General features: G+C 75.2%; 13 protein-coding genes. 4 read left to right on the top strand and 9 right to left on the bottom strand.

The features are described from left to right. Positions 1 to 31 precede the first annotated feature (31 nt). From AB0J46_RS22110 to AB0J46_RS22100, 3 genes are read right to left on the bottom strand one after another with little or no spacing between them, the layout of a single operon-like run. On the bottom strand, positions 32 to 2,431 hold the full coding sequence (locus tag AB0J46_RS22110; protein ID WP_364334808.1) for an FtsX-like permease family protein: 2,400 nt from the start codon (positions 2,429 to 2,431) through the stop codon (positions 32 to 34). Then, positions 2,428 to 3,153: an ABC transporter ATP-binding protein gene (locus AB0J46_RS22105; protein ID WP_364335453.1), complete on the bottom strand. Its 726-nt coding sequence runs from the start codon at positions 3,151 to 3,153 to the stop codon at positions 2,428 to 2,430. Before AB0J46_RS22105 ends, AB0J46_RS22110 begins: the two co-directional genes overlap by 4 nt. Before the next feature lie 20 nt (positions 3,154 to 3,173). Next, on the bottom strand, positions 3,174 to 3,320 hold the full coding sequence (locus AB0J46_RS22100; protein WP_364334805.1) for a hypothetical protein: 147 nt from the start codon (positions 3,318 to 3,320) through the stop codon (positions 3,174 to 3,176). A gap of 203 nt (positions 3,321 to 3,523) precedes the next feature. Between AB0J46_RS22100 and AB0J46_RS22095 the strand changes: the two genes are divergently transcribed. Continuing rightward, positions 3,524 to 4,288, top strand: coding sequence for an NAD(P)-binding domain-containing protein (locus AB0J46_RS22095; RefSeq protein ID WP_364334802.1), 765 nt, complete (start codon positions 3,524 to 3,526; stop codon positions 4,286 to 4,288). A gap of 22 nt (positions 4,289 to 4,310) precedes the next feature. Here AB0J46_RS22095 and AB0J46_RS22090 read toward each other — a convergent pair whose 3' ends face one another. The 5 genes from AB0J46_RS22090 to AB0J46_RS22070 are packed head-to-tail and all read right to left on the bottom strand — an operon-like array spanning position 4,311 to position 9,322. Beyond that, complete coding sequence (locus AB0J46_RS22090) at positions 4,311 to 5,519, bottom strand: alpha/beta hydrolase (protein WP_364334799.1); 1,209 nt, start codon at positions 5,517 to 5,519, stop codon at positions 4,311 to 4,313. Between the two features lie 32 nt (positions 5,520 to 5,551). Beyond that, a complete protein-coding gene (locus AB0J46_RS22085; protein WP_364334796.1) occupies positions 5,552 to 6,985 on the bottom strand; it encodes a S41 family peptidase in 1,434 nt (477 codons plus the stop codon). Continuing rightward, positions 6,982 to 8,049, bottom strand: coding sequence for an ABC transporter permease (locus AB0J46_RS22080; RefSeq protein WP_364334793.1), 1,068 nt, complete (start codon positions 8,047 to 8,049; stop codon positions 6,982 to 6,984). Before AB0J46_RS22080 ends, AB0J46_RS22085 begins: the two co-directional genes overlap by 4 nt. Next, complete coding sequence (locus AB0J46_RS22075) at positions 8,046 to 8,933, bottom strand: ABC transporter ATP-binding protein (RefSeq protein WP_364334790.1); 888 nt, start codon at positions 8,931 to 8,933, stop codon at positions 8,046 to 8,048. Before AB0J46_RS22075 ends, AB0J46_RS22080 begins: the two co-directional genes overlap by 4 nt. Then, a complete protein-coding gene (locus AB0J46_RS22070) occupies positions 8,930 to 9,322 on the bottom strand; it encodes a GntR family transcriptional regulator (protein ID WP_358297403.1) in 393 nt (130 codons plus the stop codon). Before AB0J46_RS22070 ends, AB0J46_RS22075 begins: the two co-directional genes overlap by 4 nt. A 198-nt stretch (positions 9,323 to 9,520) precedes the next feature. Here AB0J46_RS22070 and AB0J46_RS22065 point away from each other — a divergent pair, with 198 nt between their 5' ends. From AB0J46_RS22065 to AB0J46_RS22055, 3 genes are read left to right on the top strand one after another with little or no spacing between them, the layout of a single operon-like run. Next, a complete protein-coding gene (locus tag AB0J46_RS22065) occupies positions 9,521 to 9,910 on the top strand; it encodes a hypothetical protein (RefSeq protein ID WP_352330754.1) in 390 nt (129 codons plus the stop codon). Between the two features lies 1 nt (position 9,911). Then, positions 9,912 to 10,508, top strand: a complete 597-nt coding sequence (locus tag AB0J46_RS22060; RefSeq protein ID WP_364334786.1) for a TetR family transcriptional regulator — start codon at positions 9,912 to 9,914, stop codon at positions 10,506 to 10,508. Between the two features lie 25 nt (positions 10,509 to 10,533). After that, positions 10,534 to 11,061 (top strand): GNAT family N-acetyltransferase, encoded by a 528-nt coding sequence (locus AB0J46_RS22055; protein WP_364334783.1) that lies wholly within the window; start codon positions 10,534 to 10,536, stop codon positions 11,059 to 11,061. A 4-nt stretch (positions 11,062 to 11,065) separates the two neighbouring features. Here AB0J46_RS22055 and AB0J46_RS22050 read toward each other — a convergent pair whose 3' ends face one another. Further along, positions 11,066 to 11,917, bottom strand: a complete 852-nt coding sequence (locus tag AB0J46_RS22050; RefSeq protein WP_364334780.1) for a TetR/AcrR family transcriptional regulator — start codon at positions 11,915 to 11,917, stop codon at positions 11,066 to 11,068. Positions 11,918 to 11,966: the final 49 nt, after the last annotated feature.

Genomic DNA, 11,966 nt, shown 5'->3' with positions numbered 1-11,966 from the left:
ATACCGAACGAACCGCCACAGAGCTTTCACGTCACGTCATGATCTTCCGGGCGGGTAGCTCCATGGCGAGGGACACAATCGTCATCACTGCCAGGATAGAGGCGGGGACCAGCCACAATGGCCCGGCAGGCAGCGGGCGGGCCAGGAAGCCCACGCTCAGCAGCACCAGCGGCACCGCCGACAGCACCAGCCCCGACAGCGACGCCCCGGCACCCACGAGCAGCGCCTCCCAGCGCACCACCCGGCTGAGCTGACGCCGGGTCAGGCCGATCGCGCGCAGCCCGGCGAACTCCTCCCGGCGCGCGGTCGTCGTCGCCACCAGCCGGTTGGCCACCGACACCAGCACGTAGCCCAGCAGCACGGCGAGCACGGCCACGTTCACCAGCGTCTGGGCCGAGGCCATGGCGGCCTGCGGTCCCGCGGCGCGGCTGTCGAAGTGCAGCCCGGGGCGGCTCGCGAGGTCGCCGAAGTCGGCAGGACGGGCCAGCACCGCGCTGTCCAGGCCGGTCGTCGTGTGCGCTGCGGCCAGGTCGCGGGAGACCACGATCGGGCCGAACCCGAGGCCGCGCCGGTAGGTGGCGGCCACCCGCGCCCGCACCCGCGCGCCGTCGCCCATGATCACGTCCATGGTCCGGCCCACCTGGCCCAGGCCCTCCTCCACGGCGACGGCCGCGCCCTTGAGGCCGGACAGGCCGCCGTCGGCGAGGTCCAGGTCGACCAGGCCCTCGGCGTCCGGGCCGAGCGCCATGGCGGGCCTGGCCATCAGGGCGGGGCTGTCGCCGGTCAGCAGCGGCTCGGTGACCACGGTCGTCATCGCCATGCCCGCCGCCTTCGTCCGCGACCGCACGTCGGCCAGCAGGTCGCGCGGGACGCCGCCGAGCTCCGGAGCGGTGATCGTGACGAGGCCGCGCAGGCCCGAAGCGACCTCGTCGGAGCGCGCCCGTTCCATCGTGGTCTGGGAGAGCACCACGCTGAGGCCGAGCGTGAGGACCATGCCGAGGGCGGCCACGGCCCCGGCGGTGCGCAGCGCGTACCCGTGGGAGTTGTGCACCGCCAGCCACAGCGGGCCGGGCAGCCGCGTCATGAGCCGCGACCCGGCCACCGCCCTGGCCACCCCCTGCACCAGCCGCGGACCGGCCAGCGCCAGGCCGATCACCGCGACGATCGACGCGATGCCCGGACCGATCATGCCCGCCTCGCCCCGCATGAACAGCGGCGTCACGGACAGCGCCAGCGCGCCGAGCATGAGCAGCAGCCCCGCCCGGGTCCGCGCCGGCGACGGTGTGCGCGGCTCGGGCAGCCCGGAGACCACCGGCATGCGCGAGACCCGCAGCGACCCCGCCCACGCGGCCACCCGCGTGACGCCGAGCAGCAGCAGCGTCGCGGCCACGGCCGGCAGCGGCCCGTACACCAGCGGCTGGTCCGCGCGCACCAGCCCGATCCCGGCCAGCAGCTCGCCGAAGCGGGCGGCCAGGAAGTAGCCGAGCGCGGCCCCGAACGGCACGGCGGGCAGCGCCGCCGCCGCGGCCTGGACGGCCACCAGCCTGCGCACCTGACGCGGCGTCGCGCCGGCCGCGCGCAGCAGGGCGAGGTCGCGGCGCTGCCGGTTGACCGACAGCGCCAGGCCGCCGCCCACCACGAACCCGACCACCAGCAGGCTGATCCCGCCGATCGAGGAGGGCAGGACCAGCAGCAGCCCGCGGCCGGCCGCCGCGCCCGGCGACTCCGCGTCGGCCCGGTCCCGGCCGGTGGCGTACGCGTAGCCGTCGCCCAGGCGGGCCTTCAGCCGGGCGGCCAGCGTCTCGGGGGAGACGCCGGGCGCCGCCCGGACCGCGACGAGGTCCACCGTCCGCGCCCGGCCCGCCGTCCGGGCGGCCAGGGCGGTGGCGACGGCGTCGGTGAAGTACACGCCGGGGGCGTCCACCACGGCGCTCACCCGGTAGGTGCCCGGCGTGCCGGCCGCCGTCAGCCGCAGCCGGTCGCCGACCCGCGCGCCGCTCAGCGCGATCTCGTCGGCGGCGCGCGGCGCCCGTCCGGCGGTGATCCGGCCGCTCAGCGCCAGGGACGACCAGCCGTGTCCGGCGGTGGCCGGGTCGGCGGTCCGCCCGGCCGTCCCGGACCCGACGGCGGCGGGAAAGGCCAGGTCACCGGCCACGGCCGCCACGCCGGGCACCCCGGACGCCGAGGCGACCAGCGAGGCGGGGATCCTGGCGCGTTCGGGCAGCGCGATGTCCGGCTCCTCCTTCAGCGGGATGCTCTGCCGGGCCGAGACCAGCACGTCCGCGCCCGACAGCCGCAGGGGCGGCTGCGCGCGGAAGGCCGAGTCCACCAGCACGCCGGTCCCGGTCACCAGCGCCATCCCGCCCAGCACCGCCGCGAACACCACGACCAGCCCGCCCGCCTTGGCGAGCGCAAGTGCGAGCCTGATCATGCGACCCGCTCCCCGCTCAGCCGCGCCAGCCGGACGGCCAGGTCCTCGGCGGTCGGGGCGGGCAGGACGTCGAGGACCCGCCCGTCGGCCATGAGCACGGTGTCGTGCGCGCGGGCCGCGGCGGCCGGGTCGTGGGTGACCATGACGACGGTCTGGCCCAGGTCGTCGACCAGCTCGCGCAGCAGGTCCAGCACGTGGGCGGCGCTGCGCAGGTCGAGGGCGCCGGTGGGCTCGTCGGCGAACACCACGTCCGGGCGCGCGGCCAGGGCCCGGACGATCGCCGCCCGCTGCTGCTGGCCGCCCGACAACTCCGTGGGCAGGTGCCGCATCCGGTCGCGCAGGCCCATCCGGTCGACCAGCTCGCCGAGCCAGGCCCGGTCCGGGCGCACCCCGGCCATCCGCAACGGCAGCGTGACGTTGTCCTCGACGGTCACGGTGGGCAGCAGGTTGTAGGACTGGAACACGTAGCCCAGGTGCTTCCTGCGCCACTCCGTGCGCCGGGTCTCCGACATGCGGGTGACCTCGACGCCGCAGATGGTGATCTCGCCGGACGTCGGCGGCTCCAGGGCCGCGGCGGCCTGCAGGAGGGTGCTCTTCCCCGAGCCCGAGGGCCCCATCACGGCCACGAACCGGCCGCGCGGGAAGGCCAGCGAGACGTCGTCGAGGGCGACCACGTCACCGTAGGTCTTGCTCACGCGCTCCAGCGTGACGACCGCCTCCATGACGGGCCTCACGACCGCGCTCACGACCGGCCCCCGGCGAAGCGCAGGATCAGCAGCCCGGCGATGCCCGCCACGCCCACCACGCCCGACGCCAGCCCGACGGCGGTCAGATCGCCCCGCATGACGATGTTGGCCGCCACGTTCACCGAGGCCCCGCCCACCGCCATGATCCACAGCAGGGGGCGCGACGCCGATCGCCGCGGCCGGGTCCGTGGGCTGTGCGCCGGCCGCTCATATGTGTCAATTCTGTACGGATCGCTCATGAGGACAACGCTATGGACGCCGGTCTCCGCGCTGAATCCCGCCAGCAACCGAAGTGACGGTACAGACTGCTGTAGTACGTACGACCACGGATCGGGAGGAAGACTTGGTGCAGCGGATCGGGGTCATCGGGGTGGGCGAGATCGGCCGGGCCATCGTGACGGGCCTGTGCGAGGGGCCCGGCGAGCGTCCCGAGGTGTTCCTCTCCCCGCGGGGCGCTCGCGCGGCGGCGGAGCTGTCGCGGCGCTACGCCGACGTGCACGTGTGCGCCTCCAACCAGGAGGTGGTGGACCGCGCCGAGCTGGTCGTCATCGCCGTACGCCCGCCGGACCGGCACGACGCGCTGGCCGGCCTGCGGGTGGCCGACGACACGATCGTGGTCAACGTGATGGCCGGCGTCGCCGTCGAGGAGCTGCGCAAGCTCCTGGACACCGGCGCCACCCTGGTGCGCGCCATCCCCCTGCCCGCCGTCCGCGACCGCGACTCCGTCACGGTGACCTGGCCGTCCCACCCGGTGACCGACGCCCTGTTCGAACGGCTGGGCGGCGTGCTCGCAGCCGAGGACGAGGCCGCCTTCAACGTCTTCTCCGCGCTGACCGCCACGCTCACCACCCACCTGTCCTACCTGGCCACGCTCAGCACGTGGGCCGCCGGGCACGGCGTGCCGCCCGAGGTGGCGGAGGGCTACGTCCGCGGCCTGTTCCAGGGGCTCGGGCGGGCCCTGGGCGACGAGAGCCGGTCGCTGGCGCGGCTCGCGGCCGACCACGAGACCCCGAACGGCAGCAACGAACGCGTCCGCACCACCTGGTTCACCCCGGCCAGCTCGCAGGCCCTCGCCGGGACGCTCGACGACCTGCTCGACCGCCTCACCTGACCGCGGGCTCCCGGCCGGGCGGTCACCGGCAGTCCTTCCTCCCGGGCACGCAGAACCGCACCTCCGGGTAGCGCGCCGACGGCCCGTCCAGCAACGGCTGCGGCCTGCCGCGCAGGTGCAGGTCGAGGAAGGCCCGGACGTACGCGCGGACGATCCGCGTGGACCGGGCGGCGTCCAGGGAGCCCGGCGCGCCCAGGCCGAGCGCCCCGGCCAGCAGCGGCACGTCGCTGAAGGACTGGTGGTCCGCGCCGGGCAGGGTGAGCCACCGCTTCCAGCCGGACAGCAGCTTCCAGTCGCGGTCCCAGGAGGTGTCGCGCCCGCCCGGCGGGTGGCCCGCCGACCCCAGGAACAGGAACGGCCGCGACAGCCCGCTCCTGGGGATCCGGGCGTACGTGGTGCCGTCCATGTCGAGGCCGGCGCGGATCCGGCGGTCCTTCAGCATGGCCTCCACCGCCGCGGCCCCGCCGATCGAGTGGCCCGCCATCGCGATCCTCCTCCGGTCGATCAGCCGCGCGCCCGGCCACGCCGGGTCCGGGCCGGTCAGCCGGTCGAGCACGAAGGAGACGTCGGCCGCCCGCGCCGCGGTCACCCTCGGCCCGAACCCGGGGTCGGTGTCGCTGTCGCAGGCCACGCACGTCGCGATCCGCCCGCCCGGGAAGGTCGTGGCGTGGTTCTCGTAGGCGTGGTCGACGCCGGCCACGACGTACCCGTGCGAGGCCAGGTCCTCGGCGAGGGCGGTCAGCGTGCCGCGCGGCAGGGTGAAGCCGGGGGAGAGCACCACCAGGGGCAGGCCGCCCGCCCGTCCGGCGGGCTCGGCGCCGGTGCGGGCGTTGGTCCGCACCTTGCTCAGCACGTCGGAGGGCGCGCCGGTCACCCGCTTGCCCTTCAGCGTCAGCTCGGACTCCTCGGCCGACATGTAGGGCGCGGGCGTGCCCGTCCGCGTCCGTGCCGGGTACCACAGGGTGACCATCAGCTCCCTGGCCTTCGCCTCGGGCACCCACGGGTCGGCGCGGGAGGCGTCCTTTAGGTACAGGACGGTGGCGCCGACCGGCCGGCCGCCGGTCGGCGGGGGCAGCGCCGGGGGAGCGGCAGGCGTGGCGGTCGTGGCGGACGGGCGGGCGGCGGCGGCCCTCGGCGGCGCGGGCGCGGCGCACGCCGACAGCAGGCACGACACGGTCAGGACGGCCGACACGGCGCGGGTGATCGGCTTCGGTACGACGGCATGGCTCATGAGATGGTCCGTCCTCGTCGGCACGGGAATCGTCAGGGGTGCAGCAGGTTCAGCGCCGCGGCCAGGGCCGGGTCGCGCCCGGCGGCGGCGTCGCGCGGGGTCAGCGGCACGTGCACGTCGGGCGGCACGCCGACCCGGTCGATCACCTCGCGTCCCGGCGCCAGGTGATGCCTGGACGGGAACGCGAGAACGGTGTTGTCGCCCAGCACGTACGGCTGCGCCGGCCCCGACACCGCCCCGGCTGTCCGCGTCCCGACCAGCCGGCCGAGCCGCAGGTCCTTGACGGCGGCGCTGAAGTGCTCGCACGCCGAGGCGCACCCCCGGTCGGTCAGCACCACCAGCGGCAGCCCGACCAGCGGGACGGTGTCGTCGGTCCGCATGGTCTCGCACGAGCCGTCCGCGGCGCACTGGTAGGCGGTCACCGCGTCGTGCGCGAAGCCGCCCAGCAGGCGGTTCACCTCCTCGGGGCCGCCGCCGCCGTTGCCGCGCAGGTCCAGCGCGACCCCGGCGAGCGTCCTGCCGGTCCGCAGCCGGGCGATCGCCCGCAGCACCCGGTCGGCGGAGTCGGGCGCGAAGCCGCTCATCCGCACGTGGGCGACGTCCCCGGCGAGCAGGCCGGCCGCCACGACCGGCAGGGTGTCCGGATCGGGCTGGAACAGGCGGGGCTTCAGCGTCACGGTGCGGCGGTGGCCGGTGTCGGGACGCAGCAGCCGCAGCCGGACCGGGGCGGCCTGCGGGTAGCGCGGGTGGAGCGCGGCGACGACGGCCGGGGTGACCTGCGTGCCGACGAAGGGCGCCGAGCCGTCGACCGACTCGATGACGTCGCCGGGGCGCACTCCGGCGGCCCGCGCCGGTCCGCCGGGCACGGCGGTCACGAACAGCGGCGGCAGCGCCGTCCCGGGGGCGTCGGCCGGGCGGGCGCTGGCCCTGAGGCCCAGGCCGTACTGGTCGCCGTCGTAGGCTTCGGGCGGGCGTCGTGTCCCGTGCTCCCAGCGGGCGTGGTCGTCGCCGAGCGCGGCCACGATCGCCTCCAGGGTGGCGGCGGCCAGCCGGGCGCGCAGGGCGTCGTCGCGCGGCAGCCGGTCGGCGACCCGCCGGTAGGCCGCCTCGAACGCGGCCCAGTCGGCCGTCCTGTCGCCGGTCAGCGCCGGCATCGCGGCCTCGGGCAGGTCGTGGCCGGCGCGGTTGAGTTCCCGGACGAAGGCGGCGAACCCGGTGGTGAGCAGCGTCCGGCCGTCCAGGGTGGCGGCGCCGTAGTAGCGGTCGAGGACGCACCGGTACGCCTGCTCCACCACGTCGATCGTCGTCGGAAGTTCCGCGCCGGGGGGAGCGCCGCCCTGCGGCGGCGCGCACACGACCGGCCCGGCCGCGGCCGCGCCGCCGGGCCGGGCGCGCGGCGGCGTCTGCGCGGCGCAGGCCGTCGCCAGGACCAGGACGAGCCCCGCGGCCAGCGTCGCGCCCCTCATGACAGCCTCCTTCTGAGCCGGTCGAAGCAGAACGCCGTCAGGCCGAGGGCGAGCAGGGCGTAGAGCCCGGTCTCGATCCACTGGAACGGCCAGAAGCGCTCGAAGGGCTGGTACACCGCCCGCTGCCGGTATCCCAGCCGGTTGACCTCGGCCAGGCACGCGCTCATGGCGCCCTCACCCTGTTCCCGCATCGCGGACGTCCCGCAGGGCCCCGAGGTCAGGGACACCGGGACGAGGCCCCCGGCGCCCTCGTCGCCGAGCACGCGCCCGGAGCCGTCCACGAGCTCGCCGGACAGCACCCATGCCCCCGGACGTCCGGGGATCGCCGGGGCCAGCATCACGTGCGCGCCGGCGCCGGCGCCGCCGCCGGGCACGAGAAAGTCGTCGACGTTGTCGCGGCCGAGCTCGAACGACGCGCTGACCGGCGGCAGCAGGTGGGGCCTGACCAGCAGCGGCACGGCGATCTGGAGCGCGGCGAAGACGGCCAGCGTGACGGCCATCGCCGGCAGCGTACGGCGGACCAGCAGGCCGACGGTCACGCCCAGGACGAACGCGAAGGCCGCGTACCCCATCGGGACGACCCCGCGCGCCCCGAACACCAGCGGGTCCATCAGCCCGAACCCGGGCGCGGCCGACCTGTCCAGCGGGCCGGACCACCAGGTCACCACGAGGCTGCACAGCCCGGCGGCGGCCACCGCGGCCAGCCCGACGAGCCCGAGCTTGACGGCCAGCCACCGGGTGCGGGTGATGCTCTGGTTCCACACCAGCAGGTGGGTGCCGCTCTCCAGCTCGCGGGTGATCAGCGGCGCCCCCCAGAAGAGCCCGACCAGGGCCGGCAGGACCAGCACGACGAGCGTGACGGCCAGGAAGGAGGTCTGGTGCTCGTCGAAGAACCGGTCGAAGAAGCGTCCGCAGTCGCCGTTCGCGGCGCAGTCGGCGATGCCGGCGGAGTAGTCGCCGGCCAGCTCCGGCCCGGTCACGGCCAGGACGGCGGCGAGCACGGCGAGCGCCCCGGCCGTCATCGCGGCGGCGGCGCGGAACTGGCGCCAGGTCAGCCAGATCATCGCTGGACCTCCAGGGCGAGCGGACGGGCGGCGGCCGGCCGCTCCATGTAGGCCAGCACCAGGTCCTCCAGGCTGAGCGGGGTGACCGTCCAGGCGGGGTCGTGGATCGGCGCGCCGGTGCGGACGATCATCGTGCTCTGGCGGTCGGTGTGGCGGGCGGAGACCAGGTGCTGCTCCGTGGGCAGCCGGTCGGGGTCGCGGCGCGGCCCGGTGAGCCGGTGGTGGGTGGCCAGCAGCTCCTCGACCTCGCCGGCGACCCGCACCCGCGAGTCGACCAGCACGACCACGTAATCGCAGGTGCGTTCGAGGTCGGCGACCAGGTGGGAGGAGAGCACCACGCTCAGCTCCTGCTCGGCGACGGCCTCCATCAGGCCCTGGAGGAACTCGCGGCGGGCCAGCGGGTCGAGCGCGGCGACCGGCTCGTCCAGGAGCAGCAGCTCGGGCCGCTTGGCCAGGCCCATGGTGAGCGCGAGCTGGGCGCGCTGGCCGCCCGACAACCTGCCGGCCCGCTGCCCGGGGTCGAGGTCGAGCCGCCGGACGCGGTCGTGGGCGAGCGCGGTGTCCCAGCCGGGGTTGAGCCGCGCGCCGAGGCGTAAGTGGTCGGCCACGCTGAGCCCGGCGTAGACCGGGGCGTCCTGGGCGACGAACCCGATCCTGGCCCGCTGGCCCGGCGCGTCCGGCGGGTTCCCGCCGAGCACCGTGATGCTGCCCTCGGACGGCCTGAGCTGACCGCCGGCCAGCTTCAGCAGCGTGGTCTTGCCGACCCCGTTGGGGCCGACCAGCCCGACGACGTGACCGGCCGGCACGTCGAGCGCGCAGTCGCGCAGGGCCCAGCGCCTGCCGTACCTCCTGCCCAGCCCCTGGGCGGTCAGGACGCCGCTCATGCCGTGTCCCGCCGCGCCGCGGCCCGGAAGGTGCTCATGAACAGCGCCTCGATGCTCTCGTCGTCCAGCCCGGCCAGGCGGGCCTTGGCCAGCCAGCGGCGCAGGTCCTGGCGGAGCGGCCCGTGCGCGGCCAGGGAGGCGTCGGCCAGCGTCCTGGTGACGAACGTGCCGACCCCGGGCCGGGCCGCGGCCAGCCCCTCGTGCTCCAGCTCGCGGTAGGCCTTCAGCACGGTGTTGGGATTGATCGCCAGTGCGGCGACGACCTCCTTGACCGTGGGCAGCCGGTCGCCCTCGCGCAGCAGGCCCAGGCGCAGCGCGTGCCGCACCTGCTGGACCAGCTGCAGGTACGGCGACACGCCGGACCGGGCATCCAGATAGAAGTCGATCACTCTTTTCCTCCATTTATCTAGGCTCCTAGTACTATGAACCTTTGGGGATCAAGGGCGTGTAAGGAAACTCGGCCGGGCCGGTGGGCGACGGTCAGCAGGTGCCCGCCGCCCACGTCGAGGACCCGGGCGGAGGCGGCAACGGATTTTCCTTGGCGGATCCCCGCGCAGTTCGTTATCCGCGCGTGTAAATTTATTCATATGGATAACAACCAGGTCTGGCGGCTCGTCCGGATCCTCTTCGCCGCCGTGCTGCTCCTGTCGATCGCCACGCTCGGCGTGGCCGCCGTCGTCGGCGGCAACTGGGTGGTGTGGCTGCGCGCCGCCGCCGTCGCCGCCGCCTCCGCCTGGCTCGTCTCCCTCGCCGGGCAGGCCGCCCGCGGCAGACGGGCCGCCTACGTGCGCATCCGCTTCGTCTCCGTCGCCGCGCCCATCGGCGTCGTGCTCATCCTCCTCGCGCCCGACAGCGGCTACCCGCTGTGGATGAAGGCCGAGCAGGCCGTGGTCGGCGTCCTGGTCGCCGCCGTCGCGGTCGTCGTCAACCGCCGTGCCGTGCGTGCGGCGTTCCCGAAGCGTGGCAAGCTGGGCTGACATGGAGAGCTCCGGAACCCGTCAGGCGGCCACCGAGGCCCGCAAGGCCCAGATCGCCTCGGCCGCGATCGCCGTGCTCGCCGAGCGGGGTTACCCGGAGACCACGTTCGAGGCCATCTGTCACCATGCCGGGCTCAGCAGCAAGAGGCTGATCTCCTACCACTTCTCCACCAAGGAGCAGCTCTTCGAGGCCGTCGTCCGGCAGGTCGTCTCCGACGCGGCCGCCTTCATGCGGCCGGCGATCGAGGCCGCGTCCGGAGCCCGTGCCCAGCTGGAGGCGTTCATCAGGGCGAACATCGCCTTCATCGCCGCCCATCCGGCCCACGTGCGCGCGGTCCAGCAGATCGCGTTCAACCGCGCGCCCGTGGGGGGCGGCGAGCGGGACGCCGCCATCGCCAGGCTGGTCGCCCTGTTCGACGACGGCCAGCGCAGCGGCGCGTTCCGGACGTTCGACAGCGTCCTGATGGCCGCGTCCCTGCGCGCCGGCATCGACGCGGTGGCCGACCGGGTCGCCGGCGGCCTCGACCCCGGCCACTGCGCCGACGAGCTCGCCGAACTCTTCGACCGCGCCACCGCGAGAACACCCCGCCCGTCCTGACCGGCCGTCGGGCATCATGGTCGGCATGCCTGCCCTCGTCGATCCCACGCCCGGGCTGCGGGCGTCGTTCCTGGAGGCGGTGGCCGAGTTCCGGGCCGACCGCGACTTCCCGGTCCCGTGGTTCGTCCAGGACGTCGATCCCGCGGCGCTGGCCGATCCGGCGGCCTTCGCGGCCTACGTCCTGCGGCTGCTGGGCGAGCGCACCCAGGCGGGCGTGCGCGCGGGGTTCGTGCCGATGACCACGCTGTGGTGGGCCGACGGCGACCGGTTCCTCGGCAGGCTGGCCGTCCGCCACCGGCTCACCCCGGCGCTGGAGCGGCTCGGCGGCCACATCGGCTACGACGTGCGCCCGGGCGCCCGCCGTCTGGGCCACGCGACGGCGATGCTGGCCGCGGCGCTGCCGATCGCCCGGCGGCTGGGCGTCGACCCCGCCCTGGTCATGTGCGACCGGACGAACACCGCCTCCCGGCGGGTCATCGAGGCCAACGGCGGCCGGCTCCTCGACCTCACCGAGCGCAAACGCCGCTACCTGGTGCCCACCGGCCCCGAATAGCCGCTCACCCGCGCCGCAGCAGCAGCTCGATGCCGTCGAGCAGGCGGTGGATGCCGAACTCGAAGATGTTGTCCGGCTCCGACGCCTCGAACGCCTCGTCCCCGAACTCCGACACCATCGGCAGCCGCGCCGCCCCGATGCTGCGCGCGAACGCCTCCTTGCGGGCCCGCGCCCACTCCCGCCGCGAGTGCCGGCTGGTACGGGCGGCCTGCGCCTCGTGGGCGAGCGGCACGGCGGCGCTCTGCACGTACGTGCCGATCATGATGGCGACCTGGACGAGCGTGGCGAAGTCGAGCCCGTGGCCGTCGAGCGCGCGCATGCGCCAGTCGGTGTAGGCCATCAGCGCGGGCGCGACCGGCGGCCGGGTGGTGACCGCGACCAGGTGCGACATCCACGGATGCCGCCGGTAGAGCTCCCACTCCAGCCGCGCGGACAGCTCCAGCCTGGCCCGCCAGCCGTCCGGCCCCGGCTCGGGCAGCGGGCGGGCGGCGAAGACGGCGTCCACCATGAGGTCGTTGAGCTCCTCCCGGCTCGGGACGTACCGGTAGAGGGACATCACGCCGACCCTCAGGTCCGTCGCGATCCGGCGCATCGACACCGCGGCGACCCCCTCCCGGTCGGCGAGCGCGACGGCGGCCCGCACGACCCGACCCTGGTCGAGCGCCGCCTCGGCGGCCCGTCCTGCCGGGGCCGCGGGCTCCTCGGCGGGCGGGGGCTCGGCGAGCCGCGCCCGATAGGCCCTCGTGCGGCAGGCGCGCGAGCAGTAGCGCCGGGGCCGCCCCCGCTCAGCCGTCCGCAGCTCCCGCCCGCACACCTCGCACGCCGCCACGTCATGCCCCTTTTCGTCACTGCTCAATTCTGTGACGAAATTATATCTTATCCCTTTCAAGTCGCATTAATCGGCA

This window comes from Nonomuraea sp. NPDC049758 (assembly GCF_040674635.1).
In the GTDB taxonomy this organism is placed as follows: Bacteria; Actinomycetota; Actinomycetes; order Streptosporangiales; family Streptosporangiaceae; genus Nonomuraea.
The sequence above is the reverse complement of the archived record's forward strand: the minus strand, read 5'-3'. Positions and strand labels throughout refer to the sequence as shown.

Bases quoted from the DNA above. Each gene is read 5' to 3' on its own strand.
- AB0J46_RS22055 (WP_364334783.1), top strand. From the start codon at position 10,534: ATGCCTGCCCTCGTCGATCCCACGCCCGGGCTGCGGGCGTCGTTCCTG.
- AB0J46_RS22100 (WP_364334805.1), bottom strand. From the start codon at position 3,320: ATGGCGGTGGGCGGGGCCTCGGTGAACGTGGCGGCCAACATCGTCATG.
- AB0J46_RS22110 (WP_364334808.1), bottom strand. From the start codon at position 2,431: ATGATCAGGCTCGCACTTGCGCTCGCCAAGGCGGGCGGGCTGGTCGTG.
- AB0J46_RS22090 (WP_364334799.1), bottom strand. From the start codon at position 5,519: ATGAGCCATGCCGTCGTACCGAAGCCGATCACCCGCGCCGTGTCGGCC.
- AB0J46_RS22105 (WP_364335453.1), bottom strand. From the start codon at position 3,153: ATGGAGGCGGTCGTCACGCTGGAGCGCGTGAGCAAGACCTACGGTGAC.
- AB0J46_RS22075 (WP_364334790.1), bottom strand. From the start codon at position 8,933: ATGAGCGGCGTCCTGACCGCCCAGGGGCTGGGCAGGAGGTACGGCAGG.
- AB0J46_RS22080 (WP_364334793.1), bottom strand. From the start codon at position 8,049: ATGATCTGGCTGACCTGGCGCCAGTTCCGCGCCGCCGCCGCGATGACG.
- AB0J46_RS22085 (WP_364334796.1), bottom strand. From the start codon at position 6,985: ATGAGGGGCGCGACGCTGGCCGCGGGGCTCGTCCTGGTCCTGGCGACG.
- AB0J46_RS22060 (WP_364334786.1), top strand. From the start codon at position 9,912: ATGGAGAGCTCCGGAACCCGTCAGGCGGCCACCGAGGCCCGCAAGGCC.
- AB0J46_RS22065 (WP_352330754.1), top strand. From the start codon at position 9,521: ATGGATAACAACCAGGTCTGGCGGCTCGTCCGGATCCTCTTCGCCGCC.